The organism is Petrotoga sp. SL27 (assembly GCF_002924605.1).
GTDB lineage: Bacteria > Thermotogota > Thermotogae > Petrotogales > Petrotogaceae > Petrotoga > Petrotoga sibirica.
In genome coordinates, this window is record NZ_JAIP01000015.1 from 6319 (window position 1) to 23055 (window position 16737).

Consider the following 16737-nt stretch of genomic DNA (forward strand, 5'->3'; position numbering starts at 1 on the left):
CCTTTTTCATACCTCTACCTCCTTTGCAAATTTATTAGCTTTTGTACACTCTAACAATACTTTCATAAATAATCTCCTCATATATTTTATCACATTTCATCTTAATACACAAGTAACCAATTTTAATTTGAAAGAAAAAAGTGCTTTTTGTTTGCAAGTTTGACGCAAATCATCATATTAATAGTATTACACAAAATAAGATTTATATCAAGTTCAATTACGGTCTGTTTGAAAGAATTATAAACGATTAAGACCAATTAAAAGCAAATATTACCAAAATAATTAAAATATGAAAAATTTTTCATTGTTTATAAAATTTATCTTTCTTTCTTTCTTATTTTTCTTTTATTGACAGAGTTAAAAAAATATGATATACTTTATACGATCAGAAAGGGTGCGTAGCTCAGTGGGAGAGCGCTTCCTTGACGCGGAAGAGGCCGTAGGTTCAATCCCTACCGCACCCACCACCATTCATTCTTATTCAACTTTTTCGCTTTTCTCATATATGTTGCTAAAAAAAGCAGGATTAAGTTCGTCCTGCTTTTGTTTTTTATGATTTATTCCTAATTTCAAAAATTTTGTTTCTATATTTTTCATTAATACATATATAATCATTATCTTTAAAAATTAATTTTTCTTTATCGTTTGGGGCGTTTCTGATTATGGCGCTTACCAGGGCGGAAACCGATTTTTTGTTTTTAAGTTCTAAGGTTGCCATGATTTCTTCGGACTTCAACTTCCCTTTTTCGATCAATAATTCAAGAAAACTTGTAGTTAGTGGTTTTAAGTTTTTCACAAAACTTTTTAGTTCTTCTTCATTCCACTCTTTTCTTGATCTTCCACTTATCAACTGGTGTATAATTTCTACCCTCTTTTTTAAATCGTTAGAGAGCAGATAAAATAGAATTTCTCCATTTATATCTGATTCATCCAGTAATTCGATAAGAGAATCAAAAGTTTCGTTATCTATGGTAACTTTGTAATTTTCGTCTCCGTATTTTAGGCTTCCTTTTTCGTAAATAATATTGAAAATAGAAAAATAACTTTCTAAAAGTTTTGAATATAAAAAGTCCCTTAAATCATAACTTTCAAGTGTTTTGAGTAATTCATGTGTAGACTGAAAATCTTCTTTTCTTTTAATTTTGCTAAAAACAAGCTCTTGAAGTTTTTTTTGATTTTCTTCTTTTAACAGGTCTTCCCCTAAAAATTTTACGAGCATTTCTAATTCGTCTTTGTACATGGCGGGTGGCTCCTTAATTATTTTGAAAATTATTTTTTCTAAAGTTCTCTTATTGAATATTTTAGCACATATAATTTAGAAAAATCAATCTTCAATTTGACTTATTGTTATAACTATTATATAATTGGAATATACCAATAAGAAGGGAGTGAGATTAAAATGGAAGAAGCCCCTATTCCGCTATATTATAAACTTTATCTGGACTTAAAAAGAGAATTAGAGGAAGATTATAAAAAAGGAGATAAGTTGTTAACAGAGAACGAGATATGCGATAAATTTGGTGTTTCGCGTTTGACCGTAAGAAGAGCACTGGAAGAGCTCTCAAAAGAAGGTTTAATAACAAGAAAAAGAGGGCAAGGTACTTTTTATACAGGGAAAAAGCAAGAAGAAGAATTAACCAGGCTTACAGGTTTTACCGATGAGGCAGTTAAACAAGGCCATTCAACTAAATCAGTTGTGTTAGAAAACAGATTAATAGAAATTCCTCCCGAGTTAGTTGAAGAGTTTAAAGTTCCAAAGGATGGGAGAGTAGTATTATTAAAAAGAATTCGATTTTTAGATGAAGATCCCTATGCAATCGAAACAGCATACTTAAATCCTAATGCAGATATAAGGGTATTGAACATAATAGAAAGGGATATGTCAAAAGAATCGTTATATAGAATACTAACTAACGAATACGGGATAAAATTCACTCATGCTGTTGAAACTCTCGAGGTAACAAGTTTAAACAAAGAGCAAGCAAAATTTTTGTCCCAAAACGAAGGATCTATTGCTGCTTTGAGAACAAGATATACCTATATAGAAGATAAAAAGTGTATTGAATACGTAAAGTCAGTTTACAGAGGGGATAAATACAAGTTCAAGATAGTCAGAAAGGCATAAAAATTATAAAGACAATTCTGAGGAGGTAGTATGAAAGTGTACTATACTTTTGATGAAATAAAAAGGATACCTAATCTCTTGAATAGGTTAAATGAGTTTGATTTTTCTTTTTCAAAAGAAAAAAAATACCTTTTTGTTGGATGTGGTTCTTCATATAACATTGGATTTATAATGAAAGAAATAATGAACAAAAATGGCTATAAAGCAAAAGTACTTACCGGTGGACATGGCATGCTTTTTGATAATATGCCTGATAGTGATGTTGCAATTTTAATAACCAGAACCGGTGAATCAACAGAAACTGTTCAAGCTGCAAAAAAATTGAGACAGAAAGGTATTAAAACCATAGGAATAACATCATCAAAGAATTCTTCAATTACTCAACAATGTGAAGAGAATATAACCTTAGATTTTACTGAAGAAAAAAGCGTGGTGATGACGGGTTCTTTTGTTGTTATACTGGCAATGTTGCTGAATGGAATAGAAAAAAATGATTATTATAATTTCAGTGAAAAAATCTTGGAAGATTCAGAAAAGATTATTGATCAATTAGCTTTAGAAAAGTACGAGCATTTTGTCTTTCTTGGATACGATGAAAATTATGGCATATCAAAAGAAGGCGCCCTTAAACTACAAGAGATGGCTTTACAGTACGTTGAATACCATGAGCCTTTAGAATACAGACATGGACCTATATCCACACTCACAAACAAAACGTTGGTTATCTTAAACTCAAAGGGTAGGAAAGAAGAGAAAGAATTGATCGATGATATCGAAAGGTTGGGTGGAAAAGTCCTAGTGATTTCTACTGATGGACACATTAAAATCCCGGATATGAAAGGATTTGAAGCTCCTCTAAGGCTCATCCCCATACAGTATTTAGGTTACAAAAAGGCTGTACAAATGGGGTACAATCCAGATTCACCTAAGAATCTTTCGAAGTCTGTTAAATTAGGCGGCTGAGATAAATATGAAATTAGAAAAAGTGTTAATTGTTGATCCTATAAATGGAGAATTTAATGGAGACATCGAAATAAAAGGCAAAAAGATTTCTGCAGTTATAAGAAAAGATTTTGATTATAAAGAGTTTAATACCATCATTATGCCTGGTTTTGTAGATCCCCACACTCATGCACAAAAGGGTATAGATACGATGCATGCAACAAAGGAAGAGTTCAAAAGTTGGGCAAAAAATAATTTTTCATATGGTGTAACTACCTTTTTGCCAACAACTGTTTCAGCCTCTAAAGAACAGATCTTAAAAGTTTTGGATAATATAGAAGATGTGAATTCTTCAATCGAAGGAGTTCATTTGGAAGGTCCTTATATAAACAAAGGAAAAAAGGGAGCACAGAACCCTCAATATATAAGAAATCCTTCTTTGGAGGAACTAAAAGATATAATTAACGATAAAGTGAAATTAATAACCATGGCACCAGAAGTTAACGGTTTTTTTGAAGCAATGAATTATCTTAAAGAAAAAAATATAATAATCTCATTAGGCCATACTTCAGCAAATTTTGATATCTTCAAAAAAGCTTTCGAATCAGGAGTCAACAGAATCACCCATTTTTCAAATGCGTTAACACCACTACACCATAGAAACATTGGAGGAACAGGTTCTGGCTTTTATTTCGATTTTAACATAGAAATGATATGTGATGGGATTCATCTCTCTCCTGAGTTTGTGATGTTAGTATACAAAATAAAAGGAGCAGACAAAATTATATTGATAACCGACTCTATGGCTGCGGCAGGTTTAAAAGACGGTGAATACGAGTTGGGCGGTTTGACCGTCACAGTAAAAAACAATCAAGCAAGACTTAGTGATGGAACAATCGCTGGGAGTACTCTACTTTTCAACGAAGGTGTCAAAAATTTTAAAAGATTTACCAATTGTACACTACAAGAACTTGCAAAGGTATCCTCATATAACGCACTTCAAGACCTACATATTTACGATAAGGGAAGGATTGAAGTTGGTTATTACGCAAACCTTGTCATTTTAGACAAAGACCTGAACGTGAAAGAAACCATATTCGAAGGTGAAAAGGTATTTTAAACATTGTGTGCTATAATAAAACATAGCAAAAATAGTTTTTCTTTACTGGGCGGGCTGCGGGGCAAAGCAGCCATACTCTTTTATCCTTATGGTTTGCTGTAGTATGCAAAGTAGATCTTTAAAAGATTTTGACCTTGAATTTGGGGATCTTAAGGGGTTAACCCCTTAATGTTTGGCGAAGGGGCGCTAAATAAAAGTTAGAGTATATAAAGAAAGTATAAAAAATGGAGGTATAATTTTTGGAAAACAAAGAAAACAGTTTTGATGTTATTGTTGTAGGAGCAGGTCATGCCGGTATAGAAGCTGCTTTAGCCTCTGCTAAAATGGGAATGAATACTTTAATATTGAACATAAATTTAGACACTCTAGGATGGGCTCCTTGTAATCCTGCTATCGGAGGACCCGCTAAGGGTGTTGTTACTAGAGAGATAGATGCGCTTGGCGGAGTACAAGCGAAGGTAACAGACGAAACGATGATCAACATCAGAATGCTCAATACAAGTAAAGGCATTGCTGTTAGGGCTTTAAGAGCTCAAATTGATAAGTATGATTACTCACAAAAAATGAAAGAAATCTTAGAATCTACAGACAATTTGATTCTAAGACACGGAATAGCGAAAAGTATTTTAGTAGAAAACGGTAAAGTAGTCGGGTTAGAAACAGAATTAGGAATGAAATACTTTGCTAAAGCTGTGATTTTAACTACAGGAACATTTTTGAGAGGCAAAATCTTTGTTGGTAGGAACGCTTTTGAAGCTGGTAGAATGGGAGAACTTCCTGCAAATTCCTTGACATATTCTTTGATTAAAGAAGGTTTAGAAGTATCGAGATTTAAAACGGGGACACCCGCCAGGGTCAGGAAAGACTCTATCGATTTTTCTAAGTTTGATATTCAAGAAACGTCCGATGAACCTCTGTCTTTTTCTTATTGGAGTAAGCCAAAAGTTTTATCGAAGGATTACCCTTGTTATTTAGGGAGAACCAACAGCAAGACCCACGAAGTTATTAGAAAATATATTGCATTCTCTCCTTTGTATGGAGATGTAAAATTAATCCAGTCCATTGGTCCTAGGTATTGCCCTTCCATTGAAGATAAAGTTATGAAATTCAATAAGGATACCCATCAATTTTTCCTTGAACCGGAATCTAAACACTCTAAAGAGATCTATTTAAATGGATTGAGTACGAGTTTACCTTTTGAAGCGCAGATTGAGATTTTGAAAACAATACCTGGTTTAGAAAAAGCTATAATTGAAAGGCCCGCTTATGCTGTTGAATACGATTTTGTTAATCCGAATCAATTAAAACACAACCTTGAAACAAAAAAAATAGAAGGATTATTCTTAGCTGGCCAAATCAATGGTACAAGCGGTTACGAAGAAGCCGCAGGTCAAGGGCTTATGGCGGGAATTAATGCTGCTTTAAAAATTAGGGGAGAAGAACCTTTTGTTCTTGACAGGTCCGAAGCTTACCTTGGGGTTCTTATCGACGACCTTATCACAAAAGGAGTAGATGAGCCATACAGATTGCTAACTTCCCGTGCTGAATACAGGTTGTTACTCAGACATGATAATGCTCATTTAAGGTTGTATAAGTATGGATATAAATATGGTTTATTGAGTAGAGAACAATACGATCAGCTTAACAGATTAGAAAACCTAATAAATCAACAAATTGAGAGGCTGGAACAAATTAAAGTATCACCTAATCAAGTTAACAACATTTTAGTCTCAAAAGGCTCTTCAAAAATCACTCAACCTGTTCACATGAGTGAATTACTCAAAAGAAGCGAAATATCTTATGCTGATTTAAAACATTTCGACGAAGAAGCAGTTGAAGAAAAAGAAGTGATAGAACAAATCGACATTCACTTCAAATATAACGGATATTTTCAAAGGATGCAGGATGAGATCGCAAAAATGAAAGAGCTCGAAAAAGAAAAGATTCCGAAAGATATAAATTTTGACGAAATCAATAATTTAGCCTACGAAGCGAAGGAAAAATTAAAAAATATTCGTCCAGAAACTTTTGGACAACTCCTAAGAATTCCTGGCATAAATCCAGCCGATGCTATAAACTTAAGGATTTATTTGAAGCAAAAAGATAAAATAAGGTAGTTAAAATTAAAACCGCCCCAACATTTTATAGGGGCGGTTTTAATTTTATTTTACTGTGTATTTTAAGATAAAGACATCTTTGTTAGCATCGGCCCCTAGATCTGGTGATTGAGAATACCCAGCGACATAAAGGTTACCATTATTATCAATATCGAGGGCATAAGCGACATCATCGCCGTATCCACCAAGAGACTTTTCGCTCAGTAAATTACCGTTATTATCGTATTCAAGTATAGCAAAATCTTTGTCTCCATTAAGGGTTGTAACATATCCTGCAACGTATATTTTTCCATTGGGGCCTACGGCAACTGAATAACCGTGATCACTTTCAACATCTCCATAAAAACTTTCCCACAAAATATTTCCATCGGGGTTAACTTTTACAACATAGATATCTGACCATTTTGTCTTCCATGAACCTTCATAACCAACTGCTACGTATCCTCCGGGTACTTCTTTAACATCGAACCCTCTAGCATAATCTCTGGGAGCAAAAACTTTTGTCCAGATTTCTTCTCCATTGAGATCAATCTTAGCCAGATAGAACTTAGTTCTATTTTCAAATAGCTCTACCACGGCACCGGCAACGATGAAGTTACCGTCTGAAGTTTTTTGAATACTCGAAGGTTTTGTGTCGGAACCTGGAACAAAATAAGGGAGCCACTTTTCAAATACAACTTCCCCTTCTTTATTAAATTTTACCATTTTACCTCGCATGTTTAATGTATCAGGATCGGAACCGTAGCCTACTACAACAAAACCATCCTCTACTTCTACAACAGCTGTGCCTTTGTCATTACCTAGTTTATTAATATTAGTAGAGAATTTGTTTTTACCTATTTTTGATACATAGAAATCTAAATCACTACCATAAGAGCCCGAAGTTCCAACTATAAGGATATCCCCATCCAAAGTTAGAATCCCTTGATTTGCCCAATCGTTGTAATTTCCACCCAACTTGTTTTCATAAACGACGTTACCCTTTTGATCAAATTTCAAAATTAAAATATCTTCGTTGAATCCTTTTTCGTTGGTGTATCCAAAAAGGTACACACCGTCATCTGTAGATTTTACATCGAAGATTTCCTGAGATCCACCAAGGGTGTATACTCTTCCCCAATCAAGGGTTAAAGAAGCCATCGTAAAAAGAGATACTGTTAACACCAATACCAAAACAATTTTTGATTTCACCACAATCCCTCCTATCTTTTCTTTATATAATTTACCACCTATAAAAATTTTTAAAAACCTCTTTCAATCACATTTCTAAATTCGAAAATATTTGCCTCAATATTCGGATATATTGAAACTATCTTAGCATCCCCTGGCCCCTCTTGAACTCAAAATGAAAATTACAGAAAACACATTCTTTTTTATTATATCATAAAAATTAAAAATTGCACAACAATTTATTTATAGAATACCAAAACTTTTACCTATTTTTTCAAACTTGTTTAAAGCAAAGTTTAAGTCTTCTTTACTGTGTAATGCGCTTATCATTACCCTTATCCTGGCTTTTCCTTTTGGAACGGTGGGATAAACTATACTAGACGCAAAAATTCCTTCTTCATATAGTTTTGAGCTAAATTCTTTTGTTTTCTTTTCATCATAGATCATTACAGGGGTTATAGGGGTTTCAGTACCTCCAATATCATACCCCATTTCTTTTATCTTACTTTGAAAATATTTAGCGTTATCCCACAGTTTTTTCACTAAATCGTTAGATTCATAAAGTGTTTTTATCGCTTCTAATGCTGCAGCCGTTTCTGCTGGAGACAAAGAGCTAGAAAATAGAAATGGTCTTGCTTGTTGTTTCAAATAATCAATTAATACTTTTTTACCTGCGATGAATCCACCTACAACACCAAAGGCTTTCGATAAAGTTCCAATTTCTATATCCACTTCCTCTGTCAAATTGAAATGATCCGCTATTCCTCTACCGTTTTCTCCTAGTACTCCTTCCCCATGTGCATCATCCACCATTACTAAAGCATCATATTTTTTGGCTAATTCTACAATTCCTGGTAGAGGCGCAATATCTCCATCCATACTAAAAACACCGTCAGTTATAATTAATTTTCTTCTACAATTATCCCTTTGAGCCTTAACAAGCTGCTCTTCCAAGGAGTTTAAATCTTTATGTTTCCAAATATATCTTTTTGCCTTTGATAATCTAACCCCGTCTATTATGCTAGCGTGGTTAAGTTCATCTGATAAAATACCATCTTCTTCGTTTGTTATAGTAGGAATAACTGCTTGATTTGCGTTGAATCCAGATTGAACAACAAGGGTGGCCTCTACTTTTTTAAATTCAGCTAATTTTTCTTCTAATTCTTCATGAATCTTCATAGTGCCAGCTATTGTCCTAACCGCTCCTGGGCCTACACCCCAACTTTTAATTGCATTAATAGCGGCTTCTTTTAATCTTTCATTGTTTGCCAAACCCAAATAATTGTTAGAACACATATTTAAAACCTTTTTACCATTAATATTGATCCAAGCTCCCTGTGCACTTTCAAGTGTTCTTATAGTGATACGTAAACCAGCATCTTCACGCTTTTTCAAATCTTCTTCCAATTGATTATAAAAATCCATAATCAAACCTCCTCTTTGGCAAAGTTTAAAACAATCTTACCACTTTTCCCACTGGCCATCAATTCAAAAGCCTCTTCAAAATTTTCAAAGTCAAATTCATGGGTTACGATTTTACTTAAATCCAATTTATGATATTTCAACCAGTTTATTGCCATATACCACGTTTCAAACATCTTTCTTCCGGTAATGGTGTGAATAGTTAGATTTTTAAAAACAGCGGTATTCATTTCGAACTTTACCTTACTTTCAGGATAAACCCCTAATATAGATGCCACTCCAGTGTTTTTTAAGGATTTTATGCCATCATTCAAAGCGTTTTCATTTCCTGACATTTCAAGAAAAACGTCCGCTCCCAATCCAGAGGTTATTTTTAGCACTTCATCAACTAAAGACTTCTCCTTTGGATTTATAACTAAATCAGCTCCCAACGATTTTGCCATATTGATCCTATAATCAGAAGGTTCACTCACTACAACATAAGCTGCTCCAGATAATTTAGCAATTTCTATTGCCATAGCACCAATAGGTCCCGCACCAGTAATCAAAACTACCTTACCTCTTAAATCGGCTGCGGTTGTCGTAAAAATCGCATTTCCTAAAGGTTCCATTACAGATGCATATTTCAAAGGTATGCCTTCGTCTATTTTAATCAAAACTTTATCTGGAATAACAGCATATTCAGAAAAGACTCCGTCTCTATCCACTCCTAAAATTTCTAAATTCTGGCATACATGCATGTTACCTGTTCTACACTGATAACAATAACCACAAGGGATATGGCTGTCTGAAACAACTAAATCTCCAGATTTAACGTTTTTAACTTCATTTCCAACTTCAATTACTCTTCCTACAAATTCATGTCCATCGATTTGTGGGAAACGCTTAATACGATCTTTTGCCCAATCATTCCACTCGTAAATATGCACATCAGTCCCACATATCGACACCTTCAAAATCTTAATCTTTACATCGTGTGGAGACTGTAAAGAAGGTTCTTCTACTTCCACTAGGGTTAGCCCTTTCCCTGGTTTAGATTTTACAATAGCCTTCATTTTTTTCACTCTCCTTAAAGAAATGACTACTATATATAGTTTAACTCATCATGAAATTTTTTTCAAACCTCGGGAGAGTAATTTATAGTCAAAAATTGACAATAATAGGTGATTATGGTCAATTAAAACAAAATTAGCAAGTAACTTTATAATTCATAAACCACATTTCCGTTTATCAGTGTCTTTTCTACCACGCTTCTGGGATCAAAAGGATGACCGCTCCATAACACCAAATCCGCATCCTTGTTTTCATCAATCGTTCCTAAATGCTTTTCTACCTTTAGGATTTTCGCTGGATTTATTGTTAACATTTTTAGCAAATCTTCTTCTTTGGCTCCATACCTTAAAGCAGTAGCTGCTTGTATTGAAGCGTGTTCTAAATGTGTTACTGGATGATCACACATCAACGCCGCCAAGATACCTTTCTGATTAATAATTTTTATCGACTCAAACCGCATATCCCTTGTTTCCAACTTTGTTCTAAAACCCAGTAGAGGGCCCAAAATCAACGGAATATTTTTTTCTTTGATAAAATCAGGAATCTTATAAGCCTCTGTAGCATGTTCAATAACAAGATCAAACCCAAACTCTTCAGATAACCTTATCGCCGTTAAAATATCGTCTTTTCTGTGCGCATGAATCCTTGCGGGAATTTGCTTATTTAGAACTTTCTCACCAATTTCAAATTTAATATCTGTTTCAGTGAAAGGCTTCCCTTCTTTTTCTGTGGTTTTCTTCTTTTCAATATAGTTTCTAACTTTTGTAAAATAATCTCTAATTATGGCGGCATTTCCTAACCTAGTAGAGGGAGTTTTGTTGAAAGAACCATAGACTCTTTTAGGATTTTCTCCTAAAGCCATTTTAAGACCAGCTGGTTCTCTTAAAATAGCTTCATCGGTTATTTGAGAATTTAACTTAACTATAGCACCTTGTCCTCCAACAGGGTTTGCACTACCTGGTACTATCATCACCGTTGTAACTCCCCCAGATAGAGCTCTTTTTATAGCAGCATCTTCCGGATAATAGGCATCAATCGCCCTAACTTGTGGTGTAACAGGGTCTGTCGCTTCATTACCATCTTGGTAAGCTGCTCCAACACCCTCCTCAAACAAACCAATATGGGAATGAGCATCGATAAATCCTGGTAAAATATACTTATTTGTTGCATCTATCATCTCGTCTGCTTTAACTTGTAGATCTTTCCCTACTTGCTTGATTGTACCATTTTCTATCAAAATATCTCCAACAAAAGGTTCTCTAGAAATAGGATAAATGTATCCATTTTTCAATAAAAGTGTTTTCATAAAAATATTCCCCCTTTAAGTATTATTCTTTTGCTAATACCTTTAGAAAGCTTCTTTAGCGCCCCTTTGCTCCGCTCCCCACCCATTTTTAATCAGAAAAAAACGAAATTTATATATATCGCCGAAATTAAAATATTCCCCAATACTATTATTAAACCATATTTTGCAAATTCCCAAAATGAAATTGTTTTTCCTTTAAATTGTGTTAAAAAACCTAACGCTATAACATTTGCCGAAGCAGCTATAGGAGTTAAGTTCCCTCCTAAACAAGCCCCCAAAGATAACGAGTACCAAATAGAATCGATACTAGCAAAAACGGAAGACCCGGAAATAGTCAATTTTTCAACGACAGGTATCATTGCAGCTGTTAAAGGAACATTATTCATGAAACCAGTAAAGAAGGAAGAAATTATTAGGATAGAAAAACTAAAAATAAGTAAAGAATTACCAGAAAAATCGACCAGAATGTTAGAAAAAATGCTAATTATACCAGTTTCTTCAAGTGCTCCTGCTATTAAAAATAAAGCGAAGAAAAATAGAATATTTTCCCATTCAACATTAGATAATGTATCTTTCAAATCTTTTGGCCTAAGAATAAATAACGAGAAAAACCCTGCAGCTAAGGCAACGGTTGAACTTTCTAAATTAAGTTCATGCTGCAATGCAAAAGCGAAGATAACTGCTCCAAACAAAAGTATAGACAAGATAAATTCTTTTTTGTCTTCTACAATGTGGGATACATCAAAATTTTTAACCGCTTCTTTATCTATTTTAATTGATAAATCTTTTTTGAAGAAGTATATCAATAAGATAATGACGAATATTAAATTAACTATTGTGATAGGATACATAATAAGCGCAAACTCTGTGAAAGAATAACCTGCCGCAGACGCAATCATAATATTAGGAGGATCTCCAATTATTGTTGCCATGCCTCCAATATTGGATGCAAAAATTTCCCCTAAAACAAAAGGTAGATAATTAATATTTAAAGAATCAGTAATAGCAAAAGTCATTGGGATGAAAACTAAAATAGTTGTAACGTTGTCAATAAATCCGGAAAATAAAGCAACCAAAAAGATTAAAGAAATGAATAAGGTGTATGTATTGTTCCCAAACAATTTTAACATCGAGAGGCCTAGAAATGTAAATATACCAGTCTTTCTTAAAGTTTCAACAAACACCATCATTCCTAGCAACAATAAGAGAGTGTTAAAATCTATGTACTCTTTTATTGCACCAATTTGATCGGAGAATACACCTGCGCCTAATAAAAATATAGCCCCCAACATAGCAATAAGAGTTCTATCTATTTTCTGAAAAACCATTCCTAAAATAACTATTATGAAGACTATTAAAGATGTTATAGCATATATTGACATATAATTCCTCCGAAAGGCAGCCATACTTTTTTACATATTTTTTAGGGAATTTAGTTTCCCCAACTAATTATAGTTTAAAAAAAAAACAAAGTCAAATATATATAAATCTCCTTGTAATTCACATTGCAGGCGTTTAATACAGTGATGGACGTTATCAGTCTGCTGTTGTATAATTGTATAGAAGATATAAAGGTTGGTGAAGAAATGATTTTTATAAAATTTATCGTTTTAATTATTCTCTATTATTTACTTATTTATACGATTAGTAGATTTCTTTTAAAAAGAAAAGATGTTTACTTGGGTAATTTAATTTTAGGAATATTCAATATAGCCATTTCAATCTTTCTTATCTATCTTTCAACAATAAACTTCCAACAAGCAGGATTTCAAACTGGGAATTTTAAAAAAGGGTTTATTATGCTTCTAATCTCTTTTGTTTTAATATTGGGATCTTTAGGTAGTATGAGGAAGATGTCTCTTTCTGATCTCATGAATATTCCTTACGGAAATTTCAAAAATAACAAAATTATATTATTACATGTTTGGTTAGTCGTGGGGCCAGCAGAAGAATTGTTTTTTAGAGGCTTTATCCAAGGGAATCTAAGAATGATTTTACAGGATTCTATTTTTTCTATTGAATTTGCAACGATCATAGCAACTATACTTTTTGTTTTAGCCCACTTCAACAACCTTTTCTTTGGCAGAGAAAATATCAAACAATTTACAAGTCTTTTAGCAGGAAGAATCATAATGGGATCGATTTTGGGATATACCTTTCAAATTACAAATAGCTTGATCTATCCCATTATAATACATACCCTCTCTGATGGACTCACTATCACTTACTTAATTATCTTAAAGAGAAGATTCATAAATAATTATCACTCTTAGATAACAAATGATAAAATGTTTTATTATAATTAAATTTAGTATATATATGATCTTCTATTATAGCTAAAAATAAAAAAGAACATTTTTTTAAAAAAGTCTTGACATATTCGATTCTTTGGTTGTATAATTTTAATGAAAAGAATGAACAGTGAAAAAGGAGGCGATGACAAATGTTAGAAAGGAGAAGAGAGGATAGAGAAGGTTTGTTATCACCATTTGATTTCTTCAATAGAGAGTTTGAGGATTTCTTTAGATCATTGCCCTTTGGAACAACATCACGAGGAGAGATGGATGTTTATGAAACTGACAACGATTACATTGTAGAATGTGAATTACCAGGTTTAAACAAAAAAGATATAAAAGTTCAATTGAAAAACGATCTATTAACCATATCCGCAGAAAAGAAAGCATCCGATGAAGTAAGGACTGGAAACGTGTATAGGAGAGAAAGATACTTTGGTAGAATTGAACGATCCATAAGGCTTCCAGAGTACATTGATAAAGACAAAATTAAAGCTGAATATGAAAATGGAGTTTTAAAATTAACTATACCAAAAGTTGATTCAGCTAAAGGTGAAGGAAAAGAAATTAAAATACAATAAGAATAATGATAATACGTAAAAAGGCAGGCGTATGCCTGCTTTTTATTTATAATTGAACAGGGTAATTTTAAATCTATCTTTGTCCGTTCTTCAGGAAGATTAGTCATATCAACAATTAGAGCTTTATTTTTTTATTCTATGATAATAATTACAAAATAATGTAAATAAATTTCCTTAATAAATCTTAATTATGGTATAATAAAATATAAAAGAAGAAGACATTCAGTTAAAAGGAGGAGATACCCATGGAGCGCATTGTGAAGTTTAACTTTGGAGAAGAAGAGATTGAAATAACCGATTTAACACCTTTTCCAATCTTGCTTTGTGAGTTCTTGTATGAAGGAGATTTTGAGTTAATGAAGGCTGATTTAAAAAACAACTCAAAATTTATTGAAGAAACAAAGAAAATCGAAAAACTTGTTGACCACTTACCCGGTTTAACTTCTAACTTTGTGATTTATCCCTTCGTTCTTTCCGAATTTTTGTCTTACTTTTCTGAATTCAAAATTAATTACTCCGACTTGGTACATATATCTTTGAATGGACTATTCGATACGGTTTTATTAGAAGCTGATAAAAAGAATTTCGATTTCGTGAAAGATGTAGTCAATTTTATACTCAAAATTGATCCCAGTTTCGCTCCCGCCTACGAATTAATGGGTTCAGTTTTAGTAGAAAAAGGTGAGATGGAAGAAGGGGAAGAGTATTTAGAAAAAGCTGTTAAATTAGACCCTTGGAATATAGCTGCTTTGTCTGAATTAGGTGAATTATACTTTAATTTAGGTGAATACGAAAAGGCAGCTGATATTTGGAAAAAAGAGTTAGAGTTCTCCCCCAACAATTATGTAACCTACTTCATGATTGCAGATGCTTACATGCAAAAAGGAGATTATGAAAAAGCCGCCCACGTTTTAGAAAAATTTTTAAATAGATTTCCGAACAGCGTATTGGGTAAGTATGAGTTAGCTACTATATACGAGAAGTTATCGAGAATTACTGAAGCAAATGAGCTCAAAGAGGAAATTCTCAATACAAGACCTGAATATTCTACCGACATAGAGGTATGGGCTAAGGTAATGTTTGAAAATGGTAAATATAAAGAAGTTCAAAACTTTTTAGAAAAATATATAGACCAAGATAAAGAAAATGAACATTTCAAGTTGTTATTAGTTATACCCTACTTAAAAGTTAAGAAATTTGATGAAGCCAAAAATATATACCAAGAAATAAAAGATAAGTACATGTGGTACATCTATGGACTTGAGGAAATTCTGAATAAAAATTTAACGAAAGAGGAAATGGAAGTAATAAAAAGGGTGTAAAAATACTACACACAAATAAAAAGGTTCTAATTATCCTTTTATCTTATATAATTGTAAATATTTTTGTCATACTCACTTCTCCTAACTGGCAAAATATTCTTTTTGCTAATAGTCTCTTGTATATAGGGCTATATGATTATTTTGCCTTTATCATACCAGATTTAGGAATAATAGCTATTTTATTGATTGCATTCTTCAACTTTGAATCCATTAATCTTCTGTATATGATCATTATCTTTTTAATCACTTTTTATTATTGGAGAAATGGAAAAATGGGTTTTGGAGACGTGAAACTTCTATCAGTTCTTTCTCTTCTATTAGGCATTTATATATTTCCTCTGATAATCATCAGCACAATTCTAATCATTTTATCGAACAAAAAAAAGGCAATCAAAAAAGTTCCACTTGGTTTTTATATAATGTTGAGTACATTCATCTTATATATTTTTAGGGGGTTTTATAATACTTTATGATATCTTCACATCTTTTATAGAAATTCCAGGTATTTTTATCTCCCTCTGCATAATATTTTTAATTATCCAACTAATAAGAAGGAAGAAAATATCTTTTCCTCTTTTAACGCTTTGCGTTGTAATCTATATATTTTCTTCTGGATGGTTTGCAAAAATAATCGTTTTACCTTTAGAAAATAGATATCCGCCTGTGGATGTTTCTCAGTTGCATAATACTCAAGAAAAAGGAGCAATAGTTATACTCGGGGGTGGAATAATTCCCGAAACTCCAAGAAAAGGATCAGGGGAGTTATCCGATAGCGCTATGAAAAGGGTATATGAAGGTTTCTTACTTTACAAAAATTTACAGCTTCCTATAGTTGTAACTGGTGGAAACCCCCTAGGTACTGAGATACCAGAAGCTCAAATCATGAAAGAAGAATTGTTAAAAATGGGAGTCCAACCAAACGGTATTTTTGTAGAACCACTTGCTAAAAACACCAAACAAAACGTGGAATTTACGCTTAAACTACTGGAAGACAATGAAGTACAAAGAATATATTTAGTCACCAGTGCAATACATTTAACAAGAGCTATGAATTATTTCAAAACTTACACAAACATTGATGTTGTTCCTGTTCCCACAGATTATAAGGTTTCCCGAGAAGAATTGAAATGGTATGACTTTTTACCAGATATGAGATTCCTAGAAGCAACTTCTTCTGCTTGGCATGAATACTTAGGATTGGTCAAATTTAAGATCGGTGGCTAAAATTAAGACCAAGCCGGCCAAAGAAGGGGGCGGGCTGCAGGGGCAAATGGGGTTAGACTCT

General features: G+C 33.0%; 15 protein-coding genes and 1 tRNA gene. 10 read left to right on the top strand and 6 right to left on the bottom strand.

Annotated features, from left to right (window positions below):
• Positions 1 to 392 precede the first annotated feature (392 nt).
• Positions 393 to 467 (top strand) — tRNA-Val (locus AD60_RS06100).
• Positions 468 to 550: 83 nt separating this feature from the next.
• Here AD60_RS06100 and AD60_RS06105 read toward each other — a convergent pair.
• Complete coding sequence (locus tag AD60_RS06105; protein ID WP_103877210.1) at positions 551 to 1240, bottom strand: hypothetical protein; 690 nt, start codon at positions 1238 to 1240, stop codon at positions 551 to 553.
• Between the two features lie 159 nt (positions 1241 to 1399).
• Here AD60_RS06105 and AD60_RS06110 point away from each other — a divergent pair, with 159 nt between their 5' ends.
• The 4 genes from AD60_RS06110 to mnmG all read left to right on the top strand — a co-directional run bounded on the left by AD60_RS06110 (position 1400) and on the right by mnmG (position 6304).
• Positions 1400 to 2125 carry a GntR family transcriptional regulator gene (locus AD60_RS06110; RefSeq protein ID WP_103877209.1) on the top strand — a complete coding sequence of 242 codons (726 nt, stop codon included), beginning with the start codon at positions 1400 to 1402 and terminating at the stop codon, positions 2123 to 2125.
• A gap of 30 nt (positions 2126 to 2155) precedes the next feature.
• Positions 2156 to 3088, top strand: coding sequence for an SIS domain-containing protein (locus AD60_RS06115; protein ID WP_199177859.1), 933 nt, complete (start codon positions 2156 to 2158; stop codon positions 3086 to 3088).
• Positions 3089 to 3095: 7 nt separating this feature from the next.
• Positions 3096 to 4187: an N-acetylglucosamine-6-phosphate deacetylase gene (gene nagA / locus AD60_RS06120; RefSeq protein ID WP_103877208.1), complete on the top strand. Its 1092-nt coding sequence runs from the start codon at positions 3096 to 3098 to the stop codon at positions 4185 to 4187.
• Between the two features lie 239 nt (positions 4188 to 4426).
• On the top strand, positions 4427 to 6304 hold the full coding sequence (gene mnmG / locus AD60_RS06125; RefSeq protein ID WP_103877207.1) for a tRNA uridine-5-carboxymethylaminomethyl(34) synthesis enzyme MnmG: 1878 nt from the start codon (positions 4427 to 4429) through the stop codon (positions 6302 to 6304).
• 45 nt (positions 6305 to 6349) lie between these two features.
• On the opposite strand, the gene AD60_RS06130 is transcribed toward mnmG, so the two are convergent.
• The 5 genes from AD60_RS06130 to AD60_RS06150 all read right to left on the bottom strand — a co-directional run bounded on the left by AD60_RS06130 (position 6350) and on the right by AD60_RS06150 (position 12637).
• Complete coding sequence (locus AD60_RS06130) at positions 6350 to 7495, bottom strand: SBBP repeat-containing protein (RefSeq protein WP_103877206.1); 1146 nt, start codon at positions 7493 to 7495, stop codon at positions 6350 to 6352.
• Positions 7496 to 7717: 222 nt separating this feature from the next.
• Complete coding sequence (locus tag AD60_RS06135; RefSeq protein ID WP_103877205.1) at positions 7718 to 8899, bottom strand: glycine C-acetyltransferase; 1182 nt, start codon at positions 8897 to 8899, stop codon at positions 7718 to 7720.
• Between the two features lie 2 nt (positions 8900 to 8901).
• Positions 8902 to 9951 carry an L-threonine 3-dehydrogenase gene (gene tdh / locus AD60_RS06140; RefSeq protein ID WP_103877204.1) on the bottom strand — a complete coding sequence of 350 codons (1050 nt, stop codon included), beginning with the start codon at positions 9949 to 9951 and terminating at the stop codon, positions 8902 to 8904.
• Between the two features lie 146 nt (positions 9952 to 10097).
• Positions 10098 to 11255, bottom strand: a complete 1158-nt coding sequence (locus tag AD60_RS06145) for an amidohydrolase (protein WP_103877203.1) — start codon at positions 11253 to 11255, stop codon at positions 10098 to 10100.
• A 92-nt stretch (positions 11256 to 11347) separates the two neighbouring features.
• Positions 11348 to 12637, bottom strand: coding sequence for an SLC13 family permease (locus AD60_RS06150; protein WP_103877202.1), 1290 nt, complete (start codon positions 12635 to 12637; stop codon positions 11348 to 11350).
• A gap of 144 nt (positions 12638 to 12781) precedes the next feature.
• Between AD60_RS06150 and AD60_RS06155 the strand changes: the two genes are divergently transcribed.
• The 5 genes from AD60_RS06155 (at position 12782) to AD60_RS06175 (ending at position 16676) form a co-directional block, all read left to right on the top strand.
• The gene (locus tag AD60_RS06155; RefSeq protein ID WP_146049059.1) at positions 12782 to 13528 is read left to right on the top strand and encodes a CPBP family intramembrane glutamic endopeptidase; all 747 of its coding nucleotides are present in this window, start codon (positions 12782 to 12784) and stop codon (positions 13526 to 13528) included.
• 170 nt (positions 13529 to 13698) lie between these two features.
• Entirely contained in the window at positions 13699 to 14130 is a 432-nt protein-coding gene (locus AD60_RS06160; protein ID WP_103877200.1) for an Hsp20/alpha crystallin family protein, read from the top strand.
• 245 nt (positions 14131 to 14375) lie between these two features.
• Positions 14376 to 15452, top strand: coding sequence for a tetratricopeptide repeat protein (locus AD60_RS06165; RefSeq protein WP_103877199.1), 1077 nt, complete (start codon positions 14376 to 14378; stop codon positions 15450 to 15452).
• Positions 15453 to 15547: 95 nt separating this feature from the next.
• Positions 15548 to 15925: a prepilin peptidase gene (locus tag AD60_RS10715; protein WP_370445635.1), complete on the top strand. Its 378-nt coding sequence runs from the start codon at positions 15548 to 15550 to the stop codon at positions 15923 to 15925.
• Between the two features lie 205 nt (positions 15926 to 16130).
• Positions 16131 to 16676, top strand: coding sequence for a YdcF family protein (locus AD60_RS06175; protein ID WP_158248396.1), 546 nt, complete (start codon positions 16131 to 16133; stop codon positions 16674 to 16676).
• The last annotated feature ends 61 nt before the right edge of the window (positions 16677 to 16737 follow it).

Excerpts from the sequence above, each read along its gene's own strand:
- AD60_RS06110 (WP_103877209.1), top strand. The coding sequence starts at position 1,400 with ATGGAAGAAGCCCCTATTCCGCTATATTATAAACTTTATCTGGACTTA.
- AD60_RS06105 (WP_103877210.1), bottom strand. The coding sequence starts at position 1,240 with ATGTACAAAGACGAATTAGAAATGCTCGTAAAATTTTTAGGGGAAGAC.
- AD60_RS06160 (WP_103877200.1), top strand. The coding sequence starts at position 13,699 with ATGTTAGAAAGGAGAAGAGAGGATAGAGAAGGTTTGTTATCACCATTT.
- AD60_RS06165 (WP_103877199.1), top strand. The coding sequence starts at position 14,376 with ATGGAGCGCATTGTGAAGTTTAACTTTGGAGAAGAAGAGATTGAAATA.
- AD60_RS06155 (WP_146049059.1), top strand. The coding sequence starts at position 12,782 with ATGGACGTTATCAGTCTGCTGTTGTATAATTGTATAGAAGATATAAAG.
- AD60_RS06150 (WP_103877202.1), bottom strand. The coding sequence starts at position 12,637 with ATGTCAATATATGCTATAACATCTTTAATAGTCTTCATAATAGTTATT.
- AD60_RS06145 (WP_103877203.1), bottom strand. The coding sequence starts at position 11,255 with ATGAAAACACTTTTATTGAAAAATGGATACATTTATCCTATTTCTAGA.
- tdh (WP_103877204.1), bottom strand. The coding sequence starts at position 9,951 with ATGAAGGCTATTGTAAAATCTAAACCAGGGAAAGGGCTAACCCTAGTG.
- AD60_RS06115 (WP_199177859.1), top strand. The coding sequence starts at position 2,156 with ATGAAAGTGTACTATACTTTTGATGAAATAAAAAGGATACCTAATCTC.
- nagA (WP_103877208.1), top strand. The coding sequence starts at position 3,096 with ATGAAATTAGAAAAAGTGTTAATTGTTGATCCTATAAATGGAGAATTT.
- AD60_RS06135 (WP_103877205.1), bottom strand. The coding sequence starts at position 8,899 with ATGGATTTTTATAATCAATTGGAAGAAGATTTGAAAAAGCGTGAAGAT.